Annotated in this window: 21 protein-coding genes and 2 riboswitches; of the genes, 11 read left to right on the plus strand and 10 right to left on the minus strand. The window is 72.0% G+C overall.

Annotated features, from left to right (window positions below):
• Window positions 1-62 precede the first annotated feature (62 nt).
• Window positions 63-1,103 (minus strand): NAD(P)-dependent alcohol dehydrogenase, encoded by a 1,041-nt coding sequence (locus ACWFRU_RS13580; protein WP_453686793.1) that lies wholly within the window; start codon window positions 1,101-1,103, stop codon window positions 63-65.
• Window positions 1,104-1,371: 268 nt separating this feature from the next.
• Between ACWFRU_RS13580 and ACWFRU_RS13585 the strand changes: the two genes are divergently transcribed.
• On the plus strand, window positions 1,372-2,364 hold the full coding sequence (locus ACWFRU_RS13585; RefSeq protein WP_453686469.1) for a winged helix-turn-helix transcriptional regulator: 993 nt from the start codon (window positions 1,372-1,374) through the stop codon (window positions 2,362-2,364).
• A gap of 92 nt (window positions 2,365-2,456) precedes the next feature.
• On the opposite strand, the gene argG is transcribed toward ACWFRU_RS13585, so the two are convergent.
• Window positions 2,457-3,905, minus strand: a complete 1,449-nt coding sequence (argG, locus tag ACWFRU_RS13590) for an argininosuccinate synthase (RefSeq protein WP_453686470.1) — start codon at window positions 3,903-3,905, stop codon at window positions 2,457-2,459.
• Window positions 3,906-4,014: 109 nt separating this feature from the next.
• Here argG and ACWFRU_RS13595 point away from each other — a divergent pair, with 109 nt between their 5' ends.
• The 4 genes from ACWFRU_RS13595 (at window position 4,015) to ACWFRU_RS13610 (ending at window position 9,268) form a co-directional block, all read left to right on the plus strand.
• A complete protein-coding gene (locus ACWFRU_RS13595; RefSeq protein WP_453686472.1) occupies window positions 4,015-4,554 on the plus strand; it encodes a GNAT family N-acetyltransferase in 540 nt (179 codons plus the stop codon).
• A 103-nt stretch (window positions 4,555-4,657) separates the two neighbouring features.
• Window positions 4,658-6,151 carry an ABC transporter substrate-binding protein gene (locus ACWFRU_RS13600; protein ID WP_453686474.1) on the plus strand — a complete coding sequence of 498 codons (1,494 nt, stop codon included), beginning with the start codon at window positions 4,658-4,660 and terminating at the stop codon, window positions 6,149-6,151.
• A 7-nt stretch (window positions 6,152-6,158) separates the two neighbouring features.
• Window positions 6,159-7,988, plus strand: a complete 1,830-nt coding sequence (locus ACWFRU_RS13605) for an ABC transporter permease subunit (protein ID WP_453686476.1) — start codon at window positions 6,159-6,161, stop codon at window positions 7,986-7,988.
• 20 nt (window positions 7,989-8,008) lie between these two features.
• A complete protein-coding gene (locus tag ACWFRU_RS13610; RefSeq protein ID WP_453686795.1) occupies window positions 8,009-9,268 on the plus strand; it encodes an MDR family MFS transporter in 1,260 nt (419 codons plus the stop codon).
• On the opposite strand, the gene ACWFRU_RS13615 is transcribed toward ACWFRU_RS13610, so the two are convergent.
• From ACWFRU_RS13615 to ACWFRU_RS13645, 7 genes are all read right to left on the minus strand, one after another.
• A complete protein-coding gene (locus ACWFRU_RS13615) occupies window positions 9,257-10,120 on the minus strand; it encodes an energy-coupling factor ABC transporter ATP-binding protein (RefSeq protein WP_453686478.1) in 864 nt (287 codons plus the stop codon). The genes ACWFRU_RS13610 and ACWFRU_RS13615 overlap by 12 nt on opposite strands.
• Window positions 10,117-10,866 carry a cobalt ECF transporter T component CbiQ gene (gene cbiQ, locus ACWFRU_RS13620; protein WP_453686479.1) on the minus strand — a complete coding sequence of 250 codons (750 nt, stop codon included), beginning with the start codon at window positions 10,864-10,866 and terminating at the stop codon, window positions 10,117-10,119. The genes ACWFRU_RS13615 and cbiQ overlap by 4 nt, the downstream gene beginning before the upstream one ends.
• Window positions 10,867-10,872: 6 nt before the next feature.
• Window positions 10,873-11,298, minus strand: coding sequence for an energy-coupling factor ABC transporter substrate-binding protein (locus ACWFRU_RS13625; protein WP_453686481.1), 426 nt, complete (start codon window positions 11,296-11,298; stop codon window positions 10,873-10,875).
• A complete protein-coding gene (locus tag ACWFRU_RS13630; protein WP_453686483.1) occupies window positions 11,298-12,026 on the minus strand; it encodes an energy-coupling factor ABC transporter permease in 729 nt (242 codons plus the stop codon). Before ACWFRU_RS13630 ends, ACWFRU_RS13625 begins: the two co-directional genes overlap by 1 nt.
• Window positions 12,027-12,056: 30 nt before the next feature.
• Window positions 12,057-12,240: riboswitch (cobalamin riboswitch) on the minus strand.
• An 85-nt stretch (window positions 12,241-12,325) separates the two neighbouring features.
• Complete coding sequence (locus ACWFRU_RS13635) at window positions 12,326-12,919, minus strand: GNAT family N-acetyltransferase (protein ID WP_453686485.1); 594 nt, start codon at window positions 12,917-12,919, stop codon at window positions 12,326-12,328.
• Window positions 12,919-13,968 (minus strand): tRNA (adenosine(37)-N6)-threonylcarbamoyltransferase complex transferase subunit TsaD, encoded by a 1,050-nt coding sequence (gene tsaD, locus ACWFRU_RS13640; protein WP_453686797.1) that lies wholly within the window; start codon window positions 13,966-13,968, stop codon window positions 12,919-12,921. The genes ACWFRU_RS13635 and tsaD overlap by 1 nt, the downstream gene beginning before the upstream one ends.
• 90 nt (window positions 13,969-14,058) lie before the next feature.
• Window positions 14,059-15,462, minus strand: coding sequence for a short-chain fatty acyl-CoA regulator family protein (locus ACWFRU_RS13645; protein WP_453686487.1), 1,404 nt, complete (start codon window positions 15,460-15,462; stop codon window positions 14,059-14,061).
• A gap of 211 nt (window positions 15,463-15,673) precedes the next feature.
• Here ACWFRU_RS13645 and aceA point away from each other — a divergent pair, with 211 nt between their 5' ends.
• The 4 genes from aceA (at window position 15,674) to metE (ending at window position 22,369) form a co-directional block, all read left to right on the plus strand.
• Complete coding sequence (aceA, locus tag ACWFRU_RS13650; RefSeq protein WP_453686489.1) at window positions 15,674-16,975, plus strand: isocitrate lyase; 1,302 nt, start codon at window positions 15,674-15,676, stop codon at window positions 16,973-16,975.
• 49 nt (window positions 16,976-17,024) lie between these two features.
• Window positions 17,025-18,629: a malate synthase A gene (aceB, locus tag ACWFRU_RS13655; protein ID WP_453686491.1), complete on the plus strand. Its 1,605-nt coding sequence runs from the start codon at window positions 17,025-17,027 to the stop codon at window positions 18,627-18,629.
• Entirely contained in the window at window positions 18,626-19,495 is an 870-nt protein-coding gene (locus tag ACWFRU_RS13660; RefSeq protein WP_453686493.1) for a 3-hydroxybutyryl-CoA dehydrogenase, read from the plus strand. Before aceB ends, ACWFRU_RS13660 begins: the two co-directional genes overlap by 4 nt.
• A 172-nt stretch (window positions 19,496-19,667) precedes the next feature.
• Window positions 19,668-19,885, plus strand: a riboswitch (cobalamin riboswitch).
• Window positions 19,886-20,047: 162 nt separating this feature from the next.
• Complete coding sequence (gene metE / locus ACWFRU_RS13665; RefSeq protein WP_453686495.1) at window positions 20,048-22,369, plus strand: 5-methyltetrahydropteroyltriglutamate--homocysteine S-methyltransferase; 2,322 nt, start codon at window positions 20,048-20,050, stop codon at window positions 22,367-22,369.
• Between the two features lie 36 nt (window positions 22,370-22,405).
• Here the strand turns inward: metE and ACWFRU_RS13670 are convergent, their stop codons facing one another.
• The gene (locus tag ACWFRU_RS13670; RefSeq protein ID WP_453686799.1) at window positions 22,406-22,834 is read right to left on the minus strand and encodes a MarR family winged helix-turn-helix transcriptional regulator; all 429 of its coding nucleotides are present in this window, start codon (window positions 22,832-22,834) and stop codon (window positions 22,406-22,408) included.
• Between the two features lie 278 nt (window positions 22,835-23,112).
• Here ACWFRU_RS13670 and ACWFRU_RS13675 point away from each other — a divergent pair, with 278 nt between their 5' ends.
• Both ACWFRU_RS13675 and ACWFRU_RS13680 read left to right on the plus strand, forming a co-directional pair.
• Window positions 23,113-24,039 carry an SDR family NAD(P)-dependent oxidoreductase gene (locus ACWFRU_RS13675; RefSeq protein ID WP_453686497.1) on the plus strand — a complete coding sequence of 309 codons (927 nt, stop codon included), beginning with the start codon at window positions 23,113-23,115 and terminating at the stop codon, window positions 24,037-24,039.
• A gap of 14 nt (window positions 24,040-24,053) precedes the next feature.
• Window positions 24,054-24,926, plus strand: coding sequence for an amidohydrolase family protein (locus tag ACWFRU_RS13680; RefSeq protein WP_453686800.1), 873 nt, complete (start codon window positions 24,054-24,056; stop codon window positions 24,924-24,926).
• Window positions 24,927-24,929 lie beyond the last annotated feature (3 nt).

Below are 24,929 nucleotides of genomic sequence, written 5' to 3' on the forward strand. Positions count from 1 at the left end.
GCGTGGGGCCCGGGACGAAAGTCCCGGGCCCCACGTCGTGCGTCGTGCGTCGTCGTGCGGGGTCAGCCGTGGGGCAGGATGACCGCCCGGCCGTTGATCCGTCCCTCGTGCAGGTGCTCGTACGCCTTGGGCGCGTCCTCCAGTGCGTACCTCTCCACATGCACGTCGATCGCGCCGGACCGGGCCAGGTCGAGGACCTCGATCAGTTCGGACCTGCTGCCCCAGTACGGGGCGCGGACCGCCGCGTCGTAGGGGGTCGTGCCGAAGCCGACGGCCGCGGCACCGCCGCCGATGCCGACGATGGTGACGTCCGCCTCGACCGCCGCGCAGGCGGTCGCCGTGGCGACGGTGGGCGGCGCGCCGACGAAGTCGAACACCGCCTGCGCGCCGAGTCCGCCGGTCAGTTCCCGGACCCTCGTCGCCGCGTGCTCGTCCGACAGGACGGTCTCGTGGGCGCCGACCTTGTGGGCGAGGCGCAGCTTCCCGTCGGTGACGTCCAGGGCGATCACCCGCGCCGGGGTCAGCGCCCGCAGCAGCTGGATCGCGACGTGACCCAGGCCGCCGGTGCCGATGACCACGGCGGTGCTGCCGGGGGTCAGCTTGGGCAGGGAGGTCTTGATCGCGTGGTACGGGGTCAGGCCCGCGTCGGTGAGCGGCACGGCGGTCACGGGGTCGAGGCCGCCGAGCGGGACCAGGTGGCGCGTGTTGTCCACGATCATGTACTCGGCGATGGCCCCGGGCGCCCCGAGTCCGGGCGGGAGGATGCCGAGCTCCGCGGCGCGCGAGCAGTAGTTCTCCTTGCCCTGCGAGCACATCAGGCAGGCTCCGCAGCCCCACGGTCCGTACACGGCCACGGAGTCGCCGATCTCGAAGCCGGTCACGCCGTCTCCCAGGGCGGCCACGGTCCCGGCGCCCTCATGGCCGAGGGTCAGCGGCAGCGGGAAGGTCAGGGCCTCGGCGGGCCAGCTCATCACCGCGATGTCGGAGTGGCACACGCCCGCGGCGGTGACCTTCAGGAGCACCTGGCCGGGGCCCGGCTCCGGGCGCGGGACGGTGACGACCTCGGGGGCGGAGCCGACGCTCCGGTACTGGACGGCCTTCATCTGGGCGGGCATGTCGGGGCCTTCTTGCGCTGACATCTGGGATGCCTCTTCTCGTTCTCGGCTCGTGCTGTGCGCCTGCTGTCCCCCTCGCCTCCGACTGTACTCCTCGAAATGTCCCAATGAGACATGTGACCCACCGGGACATTGCATACGCGTTTGTCTCGCCGTCAGCCCCGCCCGGCCCGGCCCCAAGAAGCCGCGGAACCAGGCGAGTTGTTGAGTACCATCAAGAACTCAGCCATCCACGGGGGAAGGCGGCCCGGCCCGCATGACACGCAGCTATGACCAGACCTGTCCGGCGGCGCGCGCCCTGGACGTCGTCGGCGGCCGGTGGTCCCTTCTCGTCGTGCGCGAGCTGCTGCTCGGCCCCCGGCGTCACACGGACCTCGTCGCCGGGCTGCCCGGCATCGGCCCCGACGTCCTGGCCGAACGGCTGCGCGCACTGCGCGAGGCGGACATCATCAGCGAGGCCGAGCTGCCGCCACCGGCCTCCTCGACGGTCTACGAACTGACCGAACTCGGCGCCGCCATGCGCCCGGTGCTCGACGAGCTGACCCGTTGGGGCATGCGGCTGCCGGCCGCTCCCCGGCCCGGCGACACCTTCCGGCTCAGCTGGGTGCTGGGCTGCCTGCGCGCCAGCTTCCGGCCCGAACAGGCCGGCGGCCTGCGGGAGACGTACGAGTTCCGGGTCGACGGCGACACGTTCCACCTGCGCGTCGACGACGGCGTGCTCGACATCCGCAACGGCGGCGCCACGGACGCCGTCTGTTCCATCACGACCGACCTCGGGACGTTCCTCGCCGTCGGCGCCCGCCTGGTGGACATCGAGGACGCGATCGCGCGCGGGCTCGCCCGGCTGGAGGGTGAACTCACGGCCGCGGCACGGGTGATCGCCATCCTCGGCGCGCACCCCGAGGCGACCGGCGGCCGGCACGGCATCGTCGGAGCCGTCGGGGCCTCCTTCCGCCCCGACCGCGCCCTTGGCGTACGCGAGACCTACGAGTGGGTGATCGGCGATCTCGTCTTTCACGCCCGCGTCGACGACGGCACCGCCGAGACGGGTCTCGGCCCCGCACCGGACGCCGCCGCGACACTCGTCACCGATCTGGGCACGCTGCTCCAACTGGGCGCGGGCTCCCTGCCGCTCGAGGACGCGGTCAGCGCCCAGGTCATCGACGTGAACGGCGACCTGGAGGCGGCGCTGCGGATGGCGGACGCCTTCGGCGTGGTCCGCGCCGACCGCACACCGGCCGCTCCCTGACGTGACTGAAAGCCCCTGAGAGCAGACAGCGGGCCCCGGCGGATCGTGATCCGCCGGGGCCCGCTGTTCGTGTTCGTACGACCGCGGCCGCGTCAGTCCGTGCCGGACTCCATCGCGGCGCGGTCCAGCATCGACTCCTCGTCCGTGGTCTCACCGCGCGAGGCGATCGCCTCCGCGCCGCCGCCGTCCATGGCGCCGATCAGACCGGTCGAGGCCGCCTGAGCGGCGCCGATCGGCGTCGGGTGACCGGAGCCGACGAGGCCAAGGCCCGCGTACTGCTCAAGGCGCGCACGGGAGTCGGCGATGTCGAGGTTGCGCATGGTGAGCTGGCCGATCCGGTCCACCGGGCCGAACGCCGAGTCCTCGGTCCGCTCCATGGAGAGCTTGTCCGGGTGGTAGCTGAACGCCGGGCCCGTGGTGTCGAGGATCGAGTAGTCCTCGCCGCGCCGCAGCCGCAGCGTCACCTCACCGGTGATGGCCGTGCCGACCCAGCGCTGCAGCGACTCGCGGATCATCAGCGCCTGCGGGTCCAGCCAGCGGCCCTCGTACATCAGCCGGCCGAGGCGCCGGCCCTCGTTGTGGTACGCGGCCAGCGTGTCCTCGTTGTGGATCGCGTTGACCAGGCGCTCGTAGGCGATGTGCAGGAGCGCCATGCCGGGCGCCTCGTAGATGCCGCGGCTCTTGGCCTCGATGATCCGGTTCTCGATCTGGTCGGACATGCCGAGGCCGTGCCGGCCGCCGATCGCGTTGGCCTCCATGACCAGGTCCACCGCGGAGGAGAATTCCTTGCCGTTGATCGTGATCGGGCGGCCCTGGTCGAAGCCGATCGTCACGTCCTCCGTGTCGATCTCCACCGAGGGGTCCCAGAACTTCACGCCCATGATCGGGTCGACGGTCTCGAGGCCGGTGTCCAGGTGCTCGAGCGTCTTGGCCTCGTGCGTGGCGCCCCAGATGTTGGCGTCCGTGGAGTACGCCTTCTCCGTGGAGTCCCGGTAGGGCAGCTCGTGGGCGAGCAGCCACTCCGACATCTCCTTGCGGCCGCCGAGCTCCGTGACGAAGTCCGCGTCCAGCCAGGGCTTGTAGATCCGCAGGTGCGGGTTGGCGAGCAGCCCGTACCGGTAGAACCGCTCGATGTCGTTGCCCTTGAACGTGGAGCCGTCGCCCCAGATCTGCACCCCGTCCTCCAGCATCGCGCGCACCAGGAGCGTGCCGGTCACGGCGCGGCCCAGCGGCGTGGTGTTGAAGTACGGACGCCCGCCCGACCTGATGTGGAAGGCGCCGCACGCCAGTGCCGCGAGCCCTTCCTCGACCAGCGCCTCACGGCAGTCGACGAGTCGGGTGATCTCGGCGCCGTACGCCGAGGCGCGGCCGGGCACGGAGGCGATGTCGGGCTCGTCGTACTGGCCGATGTCGGCGGTGTACGTGCAGGGGACGGCGCCCTTGTCACGCATCCAGGCGACGGCGACCGAGGTGTCGAGACCGCCGGAGAAGGCAATGCCGACGCGCTCGCCGGTGGGGAGGGAGGTGAGGACCTTGGACATAGGAAGAGTATGCATGACTTCGCATGGTCATGCAACGTTGCTCGCGTGGGCGGTTCGAACGGTCGGCAACACCGCTGGTGGCAGGCCGTATCGGCTTAATGCTTAGGATGTGCAAGTGCTTGAATACCGCATCAGGACGGCCACCGCCGAAGACCTCGGCGCCGCACGAGCCGTCATGCTCGACACCGTCTACCACGACTTCGGCACGGGGTACGTGCCGCGCTGGCACGGCGACATCATCGATCTCGACTCCGCGTATCTGAGACCCGCCCGCCACACCCTGCTCGTCGCGGTGGACGAGCAGGACGGGACGGTCGCGGCGACCGCCGCCCTCGACTCCCGCGGCCCGGCACACCCGCCCAACCCGCGCTGGATCGCCGAGCGCTTCCCCTCCGGGGAGACGGCACAGCTGCGGCGCGTCTACGTGCGGGCCGAGCACCGGCGCCGCGGCCTCGCCCGGCGACTGGTCGGCGAGCTGCTCGACTTCGCCGCCGCGGACGGCGGCTACCGGTCCGTCTATCTGCACACCGACCCCGCGGTCACCGGCGCCGAGGGCTTCTGGCGCTCCATGGGGAAAGTGGTGCACGACGAGCGCGAGGACTCCGGCGGGTCGCGCGTCGTGCACTTCGAAGTGCCCGTGCGGCCATAACGCACACCTCCACGACCCGGCCGCATTAATGGAAATGGTTGTCATGTAGTCTTCGTGGCTGCCACCGCACTTCCGGACCCACTCCACCCCGAGAACGAGGACCATGCGCTCCGTCCGCCGCCGTCCCCTCATAGCCGGCCTGCTCGTCGCCCCCCTGCTCACCGGCTGTTTCGCCGCCAAGGACGACGCGTCCGGCGACTCCGCGGAAGGCGCCCGCCTCAAGGTCGCGCTGGCCTTCCCTCCCTCGGAGAACTTCTCCCCGTACGGCGCCGACGCCACCCTCCTCAGCCGCCTCGGCGTCACCGAGGGCCTGACCAAGCTGGACGCGAACGGCGCCGCCGCCCCCGCGCTCGCCGCGTCCTGGCAGAAGGAGAGCGACCGCAGCTGGCTGTTCACCCTGCGCCAGGCCGGCTTCCAGGACGGCAGCCGCGTCACACCGTCCGCCGTCGCCTCCGCCCTCACCCACGCGGGCAAGGCCAAGCCTGTCACCGCCGCCCTGTCGGGAGCCGCCCTCACCGCCAAGGCCGTCGGCGACGACCGGGTCCGGATCACCACCACCGACCCCGACCCCGCGCTCCCCCTGCGCCTGTCGAGCCCCGGCCTCGCCGTGCTCTCCCCCAAGGCGTACGCGAAGGGCGGCAAGGTCAGCCCGGTCGGCACCGCCACCGGGCCCTTCGAGCTCACGAAGACCACCGGCGCCACCGCGGCCACCCTGGACCGCTTCGACGACTACTGGGGCGGCCGCGCCCAGGCGTCCGGCGTCGACGCGCGGTTCATCGCCGACGGCACCGCGCGCACCAACGCCCTGCGCACCGGCGAGGCCGACATCGCCGAGGCCGTCCCCGTCTCCCAGGCCGCCTCCCTCGACAAGGGCCACGGACGCGAGACCGCCACGGCACGCACCACCGCTCTCCAGCTCAACACGGACAAGGGCGCCTTCAAGGACCCCGGCCTGCGCGCCGCGGCCCGCGCCGCGATCGACACCTCCGCGCTCGCCAAGGACGTCTACGAGGGCCACGCCGACACCGGCAAGGGCATCTTCGGCCCCGCCCTGACCTGGGCCGACGGAAAGCGCGTCAAGCCGAAGGGGCAGGCGAAGGCGACGGCACCCGGCGGGAAGTCCATCACCCTGGGCACGTACGACAACCGGCCCGAACTTCCCGAGGTCGCGCAGGTGCTCAAGCAGCAGCTGCAGAAGGCCGGTTTCAAGGTGACGCTCGAGGTGCGCGAGTCCTCCCGCATCGAGGGCGACGCCCTGGCCGGGAAGTTCGACGCGTTCGTCGGCGCCCGCAACACCATGCTCGACACCGGCGACCCCGTGTCGGTCCTCGCCAGCGACTACACCTGCGAGGGCAGTTACAACCTCTCGCAGCTGTGCGACACCTCGGTCGACAAGGCCGTGCGCAAGGCCGATCACACGACCGACCCCGCGAAGCGGCAGGACGCGGCCATGGCCGCCGAGGCCGCGATCCTCGGCACCGACGCCGTCGTGCCGCTGGTCCACCAGCGGATCATCACGGGCGTCGGCGGCTCCGTGCGCGGCGAGATCCTCGACCCGTACGAGCGGACGCTGGTCGCCGCCGGCACCAGGCGCTGAGGGCGGCATGCGCAGGAACCTCGCCCGCACCGGCGGACCGGTGCTGCTGTGGCGCGTGGTTCTGGCCGCGGCGCTGCTGTGCCTGATCGGCCTGCTGCCCTGGCTGTCGCGCACCGACCCGGCGCTCACCGTGCTCAAGGCGCGGGCCGCCGAGCGCACCCCCACCCCCGAGGTGCTGGCGGCCGTCCGCGCCGAACTGGGCCTGGACGAGGGGCCGTTGCACCTGCTCGGCCAGTGGACGGGCGGGCTCCTGCACGGGGACGCCGGGCGGTCGTGGATCTCCGGGGAAGCGGTGCTGCCCTCCGTGGTGCAGGCCCTGGGCGTCTCGTTGCTGCTCATGTCGGCGGCACTGGTGGTGGCCGTCGTGACGGCGGGCGCGGTGTGCTCGCGCACCCTGTGGCTCGGCTCCCGCCGCCGCCTCGCGGGGCGCCGCACCTCCGGTGGCGGCGCCGCGGTCGTCGCCGCGATGCCCGAGTTCCTGACCGCCTCGGTGCTCGCCACCGTGGTCGGCGTCCATCTTGGCTGGCTGCCCGCCCTCGGCTGGTACGGGCCCCAGTGGCTCGTGCTGCCCGCGCTCTCGCTCGGGCTGCCCGCCGGGGCGCTGCTCGGGCGGCTCATCGACGACCTGCTGCCCGGCGCCTTCGCCGAACCGTGGACGCGGGCAGCCGCGGCCCGCGGCATCCCGAGCGGACGCATCGCGCGCCAGGCGCTGCGCCGCTGCCTGCCCGGCCTCCTGCCGAACCTCGGCCTCTTCCTCGTGGGCCTGACCGGTGGCGCGGTCGCCGTGGAGCAGATCTTCGACATCCCCGGGCTCGGCCGCTCCACGCTGCAGGCCGCGGTGGCGCAGGACTTGCCCGTCCTGCAGGCCGGAACCCTGGCGCTCGTCCTGCTCGCCGCCGTGGCGGGCGGCCTCTTCCGCCTCGTGTCGCGGCTGGCGAGCGGCCCGGCGCTGCGGGACGGGGCCCTGCCGACGCTGCACCTTCCGGTGCCGCCCGCGCCGAGCCGGCTGCCCCTGCTGTACGGCGGGGTGCTGCTGGGCGTCATCCTCCTCGGCCTGGTCCGCGACCCTCTCGCCCTGGACACCGCGGCCCGGCTGCAAGCGCCGTCCCTGGCGCACCCGTTCGGCACCGACGCCCTGGGCCGCGATGTCCTGGCGCGGGTCGGGCACGGCGCGCTGCACACCCTCGCGCTGGCCCTGGGGATCAGCGCCTTCGCCCTGGTGGCAGGCGTCCTGCTCGGGCTTCTGCCGCGCTTCTCCGGCCCGCTGCTCGACACGCTGAACGCGATACCGCCGACGCTCGCGGGACTCCTCGTCGCCGGTGTCGCGGGCAGCGGAGCGGCCACCCCCGCGATCGCCGTGGCCGCCGTCGCCTGGGTCCCGCTGGCCGCCCACACCGCCGCCCTGCTCCTCCAGGAGCGCGCCACCCTGCACCTGACGGCGACCCGGAGCCTGGGGGCGGGGCGACGCCACCAGCTGCGGCACCATCTGCTGCCCGCGGTGCTGCCGCCCGTCACCCGCCACGCGCTGCTGCGGCTGCCCGCCGTCGCGCTGGCCCTGGCCGCCCTCGGCTTCCTCGGCCTCGGCGCCCAGCCGCCGTCCCCCGAGTGGGGCCTGCTGCTCGCCGAGAACCAGCCCTACGCCGAACGCGCCCCCTGGGCCCTCCTCGCGCCGGCGGCCGCGCTCGCCCTCCTGGGGGCCCTGGCGGTGACGGCGGCAGGCGGAGTACCGATCCCCCGGTGGCTGCGACGCACGCGCCGCCCCGACCAACCCCCTCGCGTGGCCGACGTACGGCCCAAGGAGCGGGACTTGACGACGGCAGGGACGGCAACCCGGTGAGCGAACGACGTCAACTGGCCCTGTCCACACGGCTCCGGCCCGCCAAGCGCCCACGCCGCGACCGGATCTGGCCGCACCTGCCGCCACTCCTTCGCCTGCTGATCCTGACCCAACTCGCCTTCAACATCGGCTTCTTCGCCGTCCTGCCGTTCCTGGCCGAGCACCTGGGCGCGGCGATCGGCATGGCGGGCTGGCTGGTCGGCCTGGTGCTCGGCCTGCGGACCTTCAGCCAGCAAGGGCTCTTCGTCGTGGGCGGCGCCCTGACCGACCGGTACGGCGTGCGGCCGGTGGTGCTCACCGGCTGCCTGCTGCGGATCGCCGGGTTCGCCTGGCTCGGCTATGCACAGCAGACCTGGTCGGTCATCGGCGCGGTGCTCCTGATCGGGTTCGCCGCCGCCCTGTTCTCGCCCGCCGTGGAGTCCGAGGTCGCCCGGCAGGCGGTGCTCTGGGAGGAGTCGGGCCAGGGCCCCCGCACCCGCGTCCTCGCCCTGCTCACCGTGGCGGGCCAGGCAGGCGCGTTCCTCGGTCCGCTCATCGGCGCGCTGTTGCTCTCCGTCGACTTCCACACCGTCTGCCTGGCCGGGGCCGGGGTCTTCGTCCTCGTCCTCGCCGGGCACCTGTGGTTGCTGCCGCAGCGCATCCCGGGGCGCGAGCGCATCCGCGTGCGAGGGGGTGTGGGCGAGCTGTTGCGCAACCGCCGGTTCCTGGCGGTGTGCTGTGCCTACGGCGCCTATCTCCTGGCGTACAACCAGCTCTATCTCGCCCTGCCGGACGAGGTGGAACGTACGGCAGGGTCGCAGGCGCCGATCGCCTGGCTCTTCGCCCTCTCCTCCCTCCTCGTGGTGACCACGCAGCTCCCGGTCACCCACTGGGCGGCAGGACGTCTCGACGAGCGCCGCTCGATGGCGGCGGGGCTCGTGCTCATCTCCGTCGGGTTCGCCGTCGTGGCCGCCGCCCGGCCGGCCGCCTGGACCGGCGTGGCCGGGCTGCTGCCCGCCGCCGGGTTCGTCGTCCTGCTCACCCTCGGCCAGATGCTGGTCGCCCCGGCCGCCCGGGCGTGGGTCCCGGATCTCACGCCCGACGGCAGGCTCGGCCTCTACACCGGAGCACTGTCGTCGGTCTCCGGCCTGATCGTGCTCGCGGGCAGCGCCGTGACCGGCTCGCTCCTTGACGCGGGGCTCCCGCCCTGGGTGCCGTGGCTCGTGCTCGCCGCGATCCCGCTGCTCGCCGTGACGCTGCTGCCGGTCCGCGTCCGGGCCGCGGGCCCGTCAGCCGCCTGACGCGCCGGGCAGCGCCGCCGCCGTGAGGGCCGCCAACTCCTCGGGGGTACGCGGCCCTTCGCCCACCTCGGCCAGCAGGCCCTTGTTCCGCAGCAGCTCCGTGACGGCGATCCCCCAGGGCAGGCGAAGGCCCGCCTGCGCCAGGAGTTCGCGGTGGGCGAGCATCTCCGCGACCGGCCCGGTGCGTACTCCCGAGGGGGTGAGCAGGGCCGCGTCGTCGGCCCAGCGCAGGGCCAGGTCCACGTCGTGGGTGGCCATCACCACGGTCGTTCCCGCGTCCCGCAGGCCTTGCAGGGTGGTCAGGAGGCGTTCCTGGCCGTCGGGGTCGAGTCCCGCGGTCGGCTCGTCGAGGATCAGGACGCGGGGCCGCATCGCCACGGCTCCCGCGATGGCCGTGCGCTTGCGCTGGCCGTAGGAGAGCAGATGGGTGGGGCGGTCCGCCAGGGCGCTGATGTCGAGCGCGGCGAGCGCCTCGGCGACCCGGCCGCGCACCTCGGTGTCCGAAAGACCCAGGTTCAACGGCCCGAAGGACACGTCCTGTTCGACGGAAGCGGCGAAGAGCTGGTCGTCCGGGTCCTGGACCACCAGTTGAACGGTGGTGCGCAGCCGCGTGAGCCCCTTGCGGTCGTACGTCACGGGGGCGCCCCCCAGGGTCAACCCGCCCTGGTCCGGGCGGAGTCCGCCGCTCAGGAGCCGCATGAGGGTGGTCTTGCCGCTGCCGTTGCGCCCGAGCAGCGCGAGGGCGCGCCCTTCGGTGACGTCGAAGTCCAGGCCGCTGAGGACAGTGGGCCCGTCCTCGTATGCGTAGGAAGCGGCACGCAGAGCGACCAGGGACCCGCTCGGCTCGCTCATGGCAGAACCCTTTCCAGTACGAGGGTGAGGGCCGCGAGGCCCACGAGGAGCGCGGTGCTCGCGGCCACGAAGGGCCGCGAGATCCGGGCGTCGGGCACGAGCACCCGCAGGGTCCCGTCGTACCCGCGTCCGGCGAGCCCGGCCTGCAGCCGGCTCGCCCGGTCGAAGGCCCGCACGAACGCGGTGGCGCCGAGACCGCCGAGGGAACGCCAGGTGGCGGCCCGGGTGGTGTGACCAAGGCGCGCGGCCTGCGCCTGCCGGATCCGGCTCATGGAATCGAGGAGCAGGAAGCTCATCCGGTACATGACCAGCGCCACGTCGACGACCGGCGCCGGTACGCCGGCCTTCACCAGGCGGGGCAGCAGGTCCGACATGGGCGTGGTGAAGGCGAAGAGAAGGACGCCGAGCGAGGCCGCCGACGTGCGCAGGAGCAGTCCGCCCGCTCGCTCGGGGCCGCCGTCGGCGAGCGTGAGGAACCCCTCGGGCCCGCCCAGTTGGACGAGCAGCGTCAGGGCGCCGGTGACGCAGAAGCCCAGGGGCACGCGGTAGGCGCGCCACAGTTTGCGCGGCGGCACACCGGCGGGTCCGAGCAGCACGGTGAGCGCGGCGACCAGGATCAGGGCGGCGCCCGGCCAGGGCGGCAGGGAGACGGCAAGGACGGTGAGGCCGAGCCCGAGCACGGCTTTGTCCACGGGGTGGCGGCGGCGCCAGCGACTGCTGTGCGCCGCCGCGTCGATGGGCAGCACGCCGGGTCAGACCTGCCCGGTCCCGGCCCGGGTGTGCTCCTCGTCGGCGGGCTGCTGCTCCACGTCGACGGCCTGCTCCCCGGCGGCTGCCTCGGTGTGCGCCGCCTCGGATCGCGCCGCCTCTGCCCGCGCCGCGTCAGCGCCCTGACGGCGCCCCTTGCGCAGACCGAAGTAGTAGGCGAGGACGCCCGCGCCGATCGCCGCCTGCAGCGCGAAGAGCGCCGACTCGATCTCCCCGGACGGGGGTTCGTACAGCGGCGAGAACCAAGGCTCGTAGTCCGGCTCGATCTCGGTGATCGCGGTCTCGGCCTGGGCGTCGGCCCCGGTGAACGGCTCCTTCTCGTCGTCGCCGAGGCCGAGCGCCAGCGGCAGCACCGCCAGCGCGGCGACGATGAGGAGCAGCAGAGTGTTGATCTTCGCGTTCCGGCTCATCAGGCGCTGGCCCCCGTCTCCGTCTCGGTCTTGCTGCCGGTGTCCGCCCGCACGGACGGCTTCTTGCCCTGGAGCAGCACGCCGAGCCGCGTGAGCTCACCCTTGCTCGACTGCACGAGCAGCCGCATCACCACGACGGTGAGCAGTCCCTCGCTGACGGCGAGGGGGATCTGCGTGACGGCGAAGATGCCGCCGAACTTGCCCAGGGCGCCGATGAATCCGCTGCCGGGGTCCGGGAACGCCAGGGCGAGCTGGACGCTGGTGACGCAGTACGTGGACAGGTCGGCGACGAACGCGCCGAAGAACACGGCCACCATGAGCGGCACGTCGTACCGCTTCAGGAGCCGGTAGACGGCGTATCCCGCCCATGGCCCGACGATGGCCATGGAGAACACGTTGGCGCCCAGCGTGGTGAGCCCGCCGTGGGCGAGCAGCAGCGCCTGGAACAGCAGCGTGATGGTGCCGAGCACCGCCATGATCGGAGGCCGGAAGAGGATCGCGCCGAGCCCGGTGCCCGTCGGGTGCGAGCAACTCCCGGTGACGGACGGGATCTTCAGCGCGGAAAGGACAAAGGTGAACGCTCCGGACGCGCCCAGGAGCAGGGTGCTCTCCGGGTGTTCCTTGACCTCACGGGTGAGGGAGCGGACTCCGTGGACGACGAACGGCGCGGACGCTACGCCCCAGGCGATCGCGTGCGCCGGTGGGAGGAAACCCTCGGCTATGTGCATGGCTAAGCAGACCCTCTCCAGCACCTCGTGGATGGACAACGCGCCTTGGCCGGTCTCCTGGCTGACGGGTCGTACCGACCGGACTCCGCCTTCCCGGGCGCGTGTTGCGCCCAGTGGCTGCCGCGAGGGCTGGAGCCGGACTTCCCGATCACAGTGGCGAGGGCCGCACCGGCATCACACCGATTTCCCGAGCACCAAGGCGTGGTGACCCTAGTGCGGAATCCAGTGACCTGACAACTTGCGGGACCGCTCCATCTGTGGCACGCGCGAGCGCACATGACCTGGGCGTACGCCCCTGGTCAGCCTCCTGTCACCCCTCCTGTGCCGCAGGACACCGCGAGGGTCCTGGCGGGGTGGCGAGGCCCGAGGAAGACGACGACACCTTTGCCGTCGGGTGAGGGGTGTGTCGCCTGGGTCCAGCCCTGGCGGCCGTAGAACTCCATGGCCTGCGCCGACCGGACCGAAGTGAGCAGCCAGGCACGGTCATCGGGAGCGCCCGCGGCCATCGCCTCAAGAAGGGCCGCCCCGATCCCGGCCCCCTGCGCCCCGGGACGTACGGCGAGTTCGTCTATCTCACGCGCCCCGCACAGCCACGACAGGGCGCGCCCGGCCCCGAGTCCGGCGGCCGCCTGCGGATAACAGCGGTCGGCGGGAAAGGGGTCGGGAGTGGTCCAGCCGGTGGTGAATCCGACGATGTCCGTCCCCCGCAGGGCGATCGCCGCGGTGAACCCGGGACGCCGCACGTCGTCGCCGAGCCGGACCAGGAACTGCGCCACCCTCTCCTCGTCCTCGTACCAGGGCGGTGGGCCGAAGGCCTCGGCGTAGACCGTGCGCAAGGCTTCGGTGTGCGCGAGCAGTTGCGTGCCGTGCAGGACGTGGACGACCGCCGTCATCAGGCAGCCTTCGCCGGGGCCGCTCCCGGCTGCAGGGCCGCGTACTCCAGCGGGGCGGACGGGTCGACCGACACGTCCAAAGGCGCGGGCTCGGCGCCGGCGCGTACGAGCAGATCGCCGACGGCGGCGATCATCGCGCCGTTGTCGGTGCACAGGGTCATCGGGGGGACGCGCAGGCGCACGCCGGCTGCCGCGCACCGCTCCTCCGCGAGCGACCGCACCCGTGAGTTCGCGGCGACCCCGCCGACCACGACGAGGGTCGTGACCCCGTACTCCCGGCAGGCGGCGAGCGCCTTGCGGGTCAGGACGTCCGCGACGGCCTCCTGGAGCGAGGCCGCGCCGTCGGCCACCGGCAGTTCACGGCCCGTGTGCCCTTCGGCCCAGCGGGCGGCGGCGGTCTTGAGGCCGGAGAAGGAGAACGCGTACGGGGCGTCCTTCGGCCCAGTGAGCGGGCGGGGGAAGGCCACCGCGCGCGGGTCGCCGTCCCGGGCCGCGCGGTCGATGGCGGGGCCGCCCGGATACGGCAGGCCGAAGACCCGGGCGACCTTGTCGAAGCACTCGCCCGCCGCGTCGTCCAGGGTGTCCCCCAGGTGCACGATCCGGTCGCGGGCCAGGTCCCGGACGAGCAGCAGGGACGTGTGCCCGCCGGAGACGATGAGCACCACGCAGGGGTCGGGCAGCGGGCCGTGTTCCAGCGTGTCGGCGGCGACATGACCGGCCAGGTGGTGCACCCCGTACAGCGGGACGTCGAGCGCGTGGGCCAGGGTCTTCGCTCCCGCGAGGCCGACCTGCAGCGCGCCCGCGAGGCCGGGTCCCGTGGTCACCGCCACCGCGTCGATGTCGGACAGCTTCAGGTCCGCCTGGTCGAGGGCGCGCCGGACGACCGGCGTGAAGGAGTGCAGATGCGCTCGCGCGGCGATCTCGGGGACCACACCGCCGAAGCGGGCGTGCTCGTCCATGCTGGACGCGACCACATGGGCGAGCAGACGCCCCTCCGAGACGATCCCCACCCCGGTCTCGTCGCACGACGACTCGATTCCCAGCACCATGCGCCCCGCGGCCACCGGCGTCTCCTTCACGTACAGATCTCGCTCACTTTCTGCACTCGAAGTGTAGTTGCAACCTATGTGCAATAAGACCTACGGTCCGGCCACCGGATAGGGCACGAAGGTGCTGATGTTCTCGTCGATGGCCAGACGGCGGTCCAGTGGGGGCACCGCCCGCTGTGGGCAGTCGGTGCGTTCGCAGAGGCGGCAGCCCATGCCGATGGGCACGGCGGATGAGGCGCTGTCGAGGTCGAGGCCGTCGGAGTAGACGAGCCGCGCCGCGTGGCGGATCTCGCAGCCGAGACCGATGGCGAACGTCTTGCCGGGCTCGCCCCAGCCGCCGCGATGCCGGGTGACCGCGCGGGCGGTCCACAGGAAGCGCCGGCCGTCCGGCATCGCGGCGACCTGGACGTGGATGCGGCCGGGCGCGGCGAATGCCTCGTACACGTTCCACAGCGGGCAGGTGCCGCCCGCGCGGGAGAAGTGGAACGCGGTCGCGGACTGCCGCTTCGACATGTTGCCCGCCCGGTCGACCCGGACGAACGAGAAGGGCACTCCGCGCAGCCGGGGCCGCTGCAGGGTGCTGAGCCGGTGGCAGATGGTCTCGTAGCCGAGGCCGAAGTGGTCGGTCAGCCGCTCGATGTCGTAACGGAACTCCTCCGCGGCCGCGTGGAAGCGGCGGTAGGGCAGGATCAGCGCCGCCGCGAAGTAGTTGGCGATGCCGATGCGGGCCAGCGGCCAGGCCGCGGTCTCCTCGCCGAAGTCCTCCGAGGCGAGCGCGGAGATGCCGTCCGCGTGCTCCAGCAGGGCGAGTTGGGTGGCCATCCGGAACGCCTGTTGGCCGGGGCGCAGCCGGCTGGAAAGGTGCAGGACCCTGGCCGTCGGGTCGTAGTGGTGCAGGAGTTGACCGGCGTCCGCCGCCAGCCGCACCCCGTGCCGCTCGGCGAGGCGCGCGGACAAGGCGCGTACGGCCTCACCGGGACGCAGGCCGATCTCGGCCGCGAACCCCTCGGCGGCGGAGTCGATGTCGTGCAGGTAGTTCTGGCGCCGGTAGAAGAACTCGCGGATCTCCTCGTGCGCGGAGCGCGGCTGAGTCACCGTGCCGGGACCTCGCCCCTCCGCGGCTTCGGAGAGCTGTTCGGTCAGGTGCTGGTTGCGGCGGCCGAGGTCCACCAAGAGCGTCGCCACGGCGGGCATGCGTGAGGCGAGGTCCGAGAGGTCGGAGGCGGAGACCCGGCCCGCGGAGACCTCGCCCGTGAGGGCATCCCGCAGGTCGGCCACCAGGCGGCTGGTGTCGCGCTCCGAGAAGAAGCCCGGGTCGACGCCGAACGCCTCGGTGAGACGCAGCAGTACGGGCACGGTCAGCGGCCGGGAGTCGTGCTCCATCTGGTTCAGATAACTCGGCGAGATGGCCAGGGCCCGGGCCAGGTCGGCCTGGCTCATGCGGCGTTCCTCCCGCAGTCGGCGCAGCCGCGCGCCCGCGTACGTCTTGCTCACCCGTGGCTCCTGTCCGGTCCATTAACAACGTTGGCAATACGGCGCGGAAAGATGCGCAGAACTTGGCATCTTTCCCTGGTTGTTGGCACTGAGTGCCGATGCCAGAGTCGTACCGCGGCCCGCCGGGCTCCGCCGACGGGCCGCGCCTCACGTTCAGTTCGGCACTCAGTGCCACACATTCGCACAGTTCACGAATCTCCGGGAGACGGTCATGACACAGGCAGGCAAGACGACGGCAACGGCCCAGGAGCTGGCGCAGGAGCTGGCTCAGCGATGGGCGACCGACGCCCGGTGGCACGGCATCGAGCGCACCTACTCCGCCGAAGACGTGATCCGGCTCTCCGGCAGCGTCCGCGAGGAGCACACCCTGGCCCGGCGCGGCGCCGAGCGGCTGTGGCGCCAACTGCACGAACAGGACTACATCCACGCCCTCGGCGCACTGACCGGCGGTCAGGCGGTCCAGCAGGTCAAGGCCGGGCTCCAGGCGATCTACCTGTCCGGCTGGCAGGTGGCCGCCGACGCCAACCAGGCCGGGCACACCTACCCCGACCAGTCGCTCTACCCCGCCAACTCGGTCCCGCAGGTGGTCCGTCGGATCAACAACGCGCTGCTGCGCGCCGACCAGATCGCCACCGCCGAGGGCGGCGAGGACACCACCGACTGGCTCGCCCCGATCGTCGCCGACGCCGAGGCGGGCTTCGGCGGACCTCTCAACGCCTTCGAGCTGACCAAGGCGATGATCGCGGCGGGCGCGGCGGGCATCCACTACGAGGACCAGCTGGCCTCGGAGAAGAAGTGCGGGCACCTGGGCGGCAAGGTCCTCGTGCCGACCGGCCAGCACATCCGCACCCTCAACGCGGCACGTCTGGCCGCCGACATCGCCGACGTGCCGACGCTCATCGTGGCGCGCACGGACGCACTCGCCGCGAACCTCCTGACCAGCGACGTCGACGAGCGCGACGCGCGGTTCGTCACGGGCGAGCGCACCGCCGAAGGCTTCTACCGGGTGCGGAACGGCATGGAGCCCGTCATCGCCCGCGGCCTCGCCTACGCCCCGTACGCGGACCTCATCTGGGTCGAGACCGGCACGCCGGACCTCGCGCAGGCCCGTGAGTTCGCCGAGGCCATCCACGCCGAGCACCCCGACCAGATGCTCGCCTACAACTGCTCGCCCTCGTTCAACTGGCGTGCCGCCCTGGACGACGACCAGATCGCCAAGTTCCAGCGCGAGCTGGGCGCCATGGGCTACCGCTTCCAATTCATCACCCTGGCCGGCTTCCACTCCCTCAACCACGGCATGTTCGACCTGGCCCGCGGTTACGCCGAGCACGGCATGACCGCCTATGTCGACCTCCAGGAACGCGAGTTCGCCGCGCAGGCGCAGGGCTTCACCGCGGTGAAGCACCAGCGCGAGGTCGGCACCGGCTACTTCGACCAGGTGTCCACCGCCGTCAACCCGGCCTCGTCGACGACCGCGCTGGCCGGTTCCACCGAGGAAGAGCAGTTCCACTAGTCCGTTCAATTTCTTCAGCCCGTTCGGTTCTTTCCCGAGGAGACCCGCAATGCCCCTCTCCGCTCCGACCAGCCGCGCCCAGGTCCTCGGCACGACCGACCGGCAGGACGAGATCCTCACCCCTGAGGCGCTGGAGTTCGTCGGCCGCCTCGTCGACGCCTTCGCCGAACGCCGCCTGGAGATCCTCAAGGAGCGCATCCGGGTGAGCGCCCGGCTTGCCTCCGGCTCCCCGCTCGACTTCTCCGTCGCCACCGCCCGTATCCGGGCGGACGACTCCTGGCGGGTCGCTCCCCCGGCGCCCGGCCTCACCGATCGCCGCGTGGAGATCACCGGGCCGCCGGAGCGTGCCATGACGGTCAACGCCCTCAACTCCGGTGCGCGGGTGTGGATGGCTGACTTCGGGGACGCCACCTCGCCCACCTGGGACAACATCATCGGCGGCCAGCTCAACCTGCTCGACGCGATCGAGCGCAGGATCGACTTCAGCACACCGCAGGGCAAGCGGTACCCGCTCGGCGAGCAGGTCGCGACCATCGTCGTCCGCCCGCGCGGCTGGCATCTGACCGAGGAGCACCTGGAGATCGACGGCAGGCCCGCGCCCGCCTCGCTCGTCGACTTCGGGCTCTACTTCTTCCACTGCGCCCAGCGGCAGATCGACGCCGGGCACGGCCCGTACTTCTATCTGCCGAAGCTGGAGAACCGCGACGAGGCACGGCTGTGGAACGACGTCTTCGTCCTCGCCCAAGACCTCGCCGGCATCCCCCGCGGCACGATCCGGGCGACCGTCCTGATCGAGACCATCACGGCGGCCGTCCAGATGGAGGAGATCCTCTACGAGCTGCGCGAGCACAGCTCAGGTCTCAACGCGGGCCGCTGGAACTACCTGTTCAGCCTCATCAAGACCTTCGGACACCGCACCGACTTCCTCCTGCCCGACCGCTCGAAGGTCACCATGACCGCCCCCTTCATGCACGCGTACACCGACCTCCTCGTACGCACCTGCCACAAGCGGGGTGCCCACGCGATCGGCGGCATGGCCGCCCACGTGCCCGGCAGAGATCGCGACGCGCACCAAGCCGCCGTCGCCACCGTGCGGCTCGACAAGGAACGCGAGGCCGAGGACGGCTTCGACGGCTCCTGGGTCGCCCATCCCGCGCTGGTGCCCGTCTGCCGAGAGGTGTTCGACGGGGTGCTCGGCACCCGCCCACATCAGCTCGACCGCACCCGCGACGACGTCGAGGTGACCGCGGCGCGACTGCTGTCCGTACGTCGCATCAGCGCACCGCCCACGACGGAGGGCGTACGCACCAACATCGCCGTCGCCCTGCGCTACTTCGCCGCCTGGCTGAACGGGCAGGGGGCCGTCGCCCTGGACGGTCTCATGGAGGACGCCGCCACCGCCGAGATCGCCAGGGTGCAGATCTGGCAGTGGCTGCGGCACCGCGTCGTCGACCGCGCGACGGTCCTGGAGCTGGTGGAGGACGAGCTTGCCGCCCTGGGCGCGGAATACCCGTGGGCGCCGGTCGACGAGATCCGCGAGCTCTTCGAACGGACCGCCCTGGGCCGGGAGTTGCCCGCGTTCTTCACCACGGACGCCTACGCCCGTCACCTCGTGCGCCGCCCGTTCGTCGGCCGCCCGGAGCGACAGTCGTGACCGCGGCCATCCGCCGGGTCGGTGTGGTGGGCGGCGGTCAGATGGGTGCCGGAATCGCCGAGGTGTGCGCCCGCGCCGGTCTGGACACCGTGGTCTGCGAGACCGACGCGCTCGCCGCCCGCGCCGCCCGCGAGCGCGTCGCCGTCTCGCTCGAACGTGCCGTACAGCGCGGCAAGTTGGACCGCATCGGTGCCGAGGACGTGCTGGCCCGCATGGTCTTCACCGGCAGCCTCGACGATCTGGCCGACCGCCAGCTCGTGGTCGAGGCAGTCGTCGAGGACAGCGCGGCGAAGACGGACATCTTCGCCACCCTGGACAAGGTCGTCGAGGATCCCGGCGCGATCCTCGCCACCAACACCTCCTCGATCCCGGTCATGCGTCTGGGCATGGCGACCCGGCGCGCCGACCGCGTCCTCGGCCTGCACTTCTTCAACCCCGCCCCCGTCCTGCCCCTGGTGGAGGTCGTCTCCTCGCTGCACACGGCCGCGGAGACCGTCGCCGCCGTCGAGGACTTCGCCACGTGCACGCTGGGCAAGACGGTCGTGCGGTCCAAGGACCGGGCGGGCTTCGTCGTCAACGCGCTGCTCGTGCCCTATCTCCTCTCCGCGATCCGGATGACGGAGTCGGGCTTCGCGACGGCCGCCGACGTGGACGCGGGCATGGAGCTGGGCTGCGCCCATCCGATGGGTCCGCTGAAGCTGGCCGACCTGATCGGTCTGGACACGGTCGCGTCCATCGCGGCATCGCTCTACGAGGAGTTCAAGGAGCCCCTGTACGCCCCGCCGCCTCTGCTCCTGCGCATGGTCGAAGCGGGGCTGCTCGGCCGCAAGAGCGGGCGCGGGTTCCACCTCTACGACCGGGGCTGAGGGGCCCGGGTCCGCCGCCGGGCCGAGGGGCTCGCGGCTGCTGTGAGAGGGGCGCGGAACAGAGTGGTGATCTGTTCCGCGCCCCTTCGCGTGTCCCCACGCCGGTCGCGTCCGTGTCTCACCTCACGGTCCGGGATGTGATCAGTACTGCCCAAGAGGGCGACCACCCTCTAGCCTGATCCGTGCAGCTGGTTCGCCCTGTCCGCCAGGCAGAGGTGTCGTAAGAGGGAACCCGGTGGGAATCCGGGACTGCCCCGCAGCGGTGAGTGGGAACGACCGCCGTCATACGCACTGGGTCCGAGCACGGGTCCGGGAAGCGACGGCCAGTAGGTGTCTGCCCCGGCAGATGTGCCCGCGAGTCCGAAGACCTGCCCGTTGCCCGCATGTGATCCCTCATATGCGGACATCCCGGTGACCTCGTGGGCGGGTCGGCGTACAGATCAGGTGGAGCACCGCGCGACCGGCGCGTGTCCGTCCGCCCGGTCTGTCATCCCTTCGCGTCCGTGTCCCGTCCCCGGGATTCTCAGGAGTCATCTCGCGAAGGAGATTTCCGTGACAGCGAAGTCCGCAGCCGCGGCAGCACGGGCCACCGTGTACGGCTACCCCCGCCAGGGCCCCGACCGGGAACTGAAGAAGGCCGTCGAGGGCTACTGGAAGGGCCGCGTCAGCGCCGACGCCCTGCGGGAGACCGCGGCGAGGCTGCGCCGGTCCACCTGGCGGCACCTGGCCGACGCCGGCATCCACGAAGTGCCGACCGGCGACTTCTCGTACTACGACCATGTCCTGGACACCAGCGTCATGGTCGGCGCCGTCCCGCGCCGGCATCGCGAGGCCGTCGACGCCGACCCCCTCGACGGCTACTTCGCGATGGCCCGCGGCACCCAGGACGTGGCGCCCCTTGAGATGACCAAGTGGTTCGACACCAACTACCACTACCTCGTGCCGGAGTTGGGCCCCGACACCGTCTTCGCCGCCGATTCCGCCAAGCAGGTGGCCGAGCTGAAGGAGGCCGTCGCGCTCGGCCTCGCCGCACGCCCGGTCCTTGTCGGCCCGGTGACCTATCTGCTGCTCGCCAAGCCCGCGCCCGGCGTGGCCGCCGACTTCGAGCCGCTGACGCTCCTCGACCGCCTGCTGCCCGTCTACGCGGAGATCCTCGCCGACCTGCGCGCCGCGGGCGCCGAGTGGGTGCAGCTCGACGAGCCGGCCCTGGTCCAGGACCGCACCCCGGCGGAGCTCAACGCCGCCGCCCGCGCCTACCGTGACCTGGGCGCCCTCACCGATCGCCCGCAGCTCCTCGTCGCCTCCTACTTCGGCAGGCTCGGCGATGCCCTGCCCGTGCTGGCCAAGGCGCCGGTCGAGGGGCTCGCCCTGGACTTCACGGAGGCCGCCGCCGGCCAGTTGCAGGACCTCGCCGCCGTCGGCGGACTGCCCGGCAAGCGCCTTGTCGCAGGCGTCGTCAACGGCCGCAACATCTGGATCAACGACCTGGAGAGGTCCCTCTCCACCCTGGGCACACTCCTCGGCCTCGCCGACCGGGTCGACGTCTCCGCGTCCTGCTCCCTGCTGCACGTCCCGCTGGACGCCACCGCCGAACGGGACATCGACCCGCAGGTGGTCCGCTGGCTGGCCTTCGCCCACCAGAAGGCCACCGAGATCGCCACGCTGGCGCGCGCCTTGGCCCAGGGAACGGACACCATCCCGGCCGAACTGGCCGCCAATCGCGCCGATCTGGCGTCCCGCTCGGGTTCGGCCCTCACGCACGATCCGGCGGTACGAGCCCGTGTCGCCGCCGTCACGGAGGCCGACGCCCGCCGCGTCCACGCCTACCCGGAGCGCGCGGCGGCCCAGCGCTCCCGACTCGGCCTGCCGCAACTCCCCACCACCACCATCGGCTCGTTCCCGCAGACCACCGAACTGCGCACCGCACGCGCCGACTTGCGGGCGGGCCGCATCGACACGGACGGCTACGAGGAACGCATCCGTTCGGAGATCCGCGACGTCCTCGCCTTCCAGGAGAAGGCGGGCATCGACGTCCTGGTGCACGGCGAGCCCGAACGCAACGACATGGTCCAGTACTTCGCCGAACAGCTCACCGGCTATCTCGCCACGCAGCACGGCTGGGTCCAGTCGTACGGCACCCGCTACGTACGCCCGCCGGTCCTCGCGGGCGACATCTCACGGCCCGAACCGATGACGGTGCGCTGGACGTCGTACGCCAACTCCCTCACGGACCGCCCCGTCAAGGGCATGCTCACGGGCCCCGTCACCATGCTCGCCTGGTCCTTCGTCCGCGACGACCAGCCCCTTGGCGACACCGCGCGCCAAGTCGCCCTGGCCCTGCGCGACGAGGTCAACGACCTGGAGGCGGCGGGCACTTCGGTCATCCAGGTCGACGAGCCCGCCTTGCGTGAAACCCTCCCACTGCGCACCGCCGAGCACGCCGCGTACCTGGAGTGGGCCACGGAATCCTTCCGTCTCACCACCAGCGGCGTGCGCCCGGACACGCAGATCCACACGCACATGTGCTACGCCGAGTTCGGTGACATCGTCCAGGCCATCGACGATCTCGACGCCGACGTCATCAGCCTGGAGGCGGCCCGCTCACACATGCAGGTGGCCCGCGAACTGGCCGAGCACGGCTACCCGCGCGAGGCGGGCCCCGGCGTCTACGACATCCACTCCCCGCGCGTACCGAGCACCGAGGAGGCAGCAGCCCTGCTGCGCAAGGGCCTTGAGGCCATCCCCGCCGACCGCCTGTGGGTGAACCCGGACTGCGGCCTCAAGACCCGAGGCTGGCCCGAGACCAGGGCCTCCCTGGAGAACCTGGTCGCGGCGGCCCGGAAGGTGAGGACGGAACTGCCCTCGGGTTCCTGACCCCGACGACCCGAACGACCGGGCGCGTACGGGGGGTCAGGCCCCGCCCCCCGTATGCGCCACCCGCGACAACAACCCATGCAACATCTCCCGCTCCTCCGCACCGAGCGGAGCCAGCAGCTCGTCGGTGACCCCCCGCGCCACCTCGTCGGAGTCCCGCAGGAAGTCGTGGCCCGCGGGGGCGAGGGCCACGATGCGGCGGCGGCGGTCCTCAGGGGCCGGGCGGCGTTCTACGAAGCCGAGGCGTTCCAGGTCGTCGACGAGGCCGACGATCGCGCTGGGGTCGTATCCCAGCTCCTGGCTCAGTTCGCGCTGGGCCGCGCCCTCCACGGTGGCCAGGTAGCGCAGCAACGCGTAGTGGCGAAGGCGTAGGCCGGATCTCTGGAGCGCCGCGTTGAAGAGCTGGCCCGAGCGCAGGCCGAGGCGGTAGAGCAGATAGCCCGCGTCGGCATGGAGGCCCCGCATCCAGGGCGCGCCCTCGTCGACGGATCCTTCCTCCACGGGATCGGCGGTGGTCTTCCGGCTGGTCATGAGGGGTGCTCTCCCTGAATCGGTGGTGCGCGGGCGTACGGCGGTCGTCGGTGACAGTGTCCAGCATGCCGCATTATCGATGTTGGAAACAATCATTGACGACAACAATCGTTTGTCTTAGCTTCCTTTCTGCGGGCCGATGCCGACCGGAGTCGTGTTCCCCCGGCCTCGCCAAACCATCTCTTGTCACTGCCTGTTGGAGGAGTTTCTCCATGCTGGACTCATACGCCGTGGACCTGCGCGGCAAGGTCGCCGTCGTCACGGGATCAGGGCGCGGCCTCGGCCTCGCCTACGCCGCCGCCCTCGCTCGCGCCGGAGCCTCCGTGGTGGTGAACGACGTCGACGCTGAGGCGGCCGAGCACGCCGTCAAGACGATCACCGCTGCGGGCGGACGCGCCGTCGCGGAGGTGGCCGCGGTCGGCGGCAGCGAGGCCGCGGACCGCCTGGTCACCCGCGCCGTCGAGGAGTTCGGGCGGCTCGACGTGATGGTGACCAACGCCGGCATCCTGCGCGACCGGGTGCTGTGGAAGATGACCGACGACGACTTCGACGCCGTGGTCACCACTCACCTGCGGGGCACCTTCACCTGCGCCCGCGCCGCCGCCGTACGCATGCGGGAGCAGGGCGAGGGCGGCAGTCTGATCCTGGTCGGCTCCCCCGCCGGGCAGCGCGGCAACTTCGGGCAGACCAACTACGCCGCCGCCAAGGCCGGGATCGCGGCCATGGTGCGTACGTGGTCGATGGAGCTGGCCAGGGCCGGCATCACGGTCAACGCGATCGTGCCGGTGGCCGCCACCGCGATGACCGAGACCATCCCCGCCTTCGCCCCGTACGTCGAGGCCATGAAGGAGGGCCAGCCACTGCCGGACTTCCTCCGCAAGGACGAGGGTTTCGGGACGGCCGACGACTGCGCCGCGCTCGTCCCGTTCCTGGCCTCCGGCTTCGCCCGTGACGTGACCGGGCAGTGCGTCGGCATCGGTGGCGACCGGCTCACCCTGTGGTCGCATCCGCAGGAGGTCTCCGTGGCGTACGCGGACGGCGGCTGGAGCCCGCAGTCCATCGCCGCCGCCTGGCACACCTCGGTGGGCAGCGCTCCGGAGTCGGTCGGCATCCCCGCGCCCAAGATTCCCGGCGCGTGAGGGAGTTGGACGACTTGGACCTCTCCGAGCTCACCGCGATCGACGTCCACACGCACGCCGAGGTCTCCTCCCGGGGCCACGCCTCGCTCGACGAGGACCTCGACGCCGCCTCCAGCGCGTACTTCAAGGTCGAGGGGCGCAAGCGCAAGCCGACCCTCGAGGAGATGGCCGCCTACTACCGCGAGCGCAGGATGGCGGCCGTCGTCTTCACCGTGGACGCCGAGTCGGCCACCGGCACCGCCCCTGTCCCGAACGAGGAGGTCGCCGAGGCCGCGGCCGCCCACCCCGACGTGCTGATCCCCTTCGCCTCCGTCGACCCGTTCCGGGGGAAGGCGGGCGTGCGGCAGGCTCGCCGGCTCGTGGAGGAGTACGGGGTGAAGGGCTTCAAGTTCCACCCCAGCATCCAGGGCTTCTTCCCCAACGACCGCGCTCTCGCCTATGCGTTGTACGAGGTCATCGAGGAGACCGGCTGCGTCGCCCTCTTCCACACCGGGCAGACCGGCATCGGCGCGGGCGTGCCCGGAGGCGGCGGCATCCGGCTGAAGTACTCGAATCCGATGCACGTCGACGACGTCGCCGCCGACTTCCCCCACCTGAAGATCATCCTCGCGCATCCGTCCTTCCCCTGGCAGGACGAAGCTCTCGCCGTCGCCACGCACAAGCCGGGCGTGCACATCGATCTGTCCGGGTGGTCACCGAAGTACTTCCCGCCCCAACTCGTGCACTACGCCAACTCCTTGCTCCAGGACAAGGTCCTCTTCGGCTCCGACTTCCCCGTCCTGACGCCCGACCGCTGGCTCGCCGACTTCGCGAAGCTGGCGATCAAGGACGAGGTCCGCCCCAAGATCCTCAAGGAGAACGCCGCCCGTCTGCTCGGGCTCAAGTAGAGG

It is taken from the genome of Streptomyces sp. NPDC055099 (genome assembly GCF_053607685.1).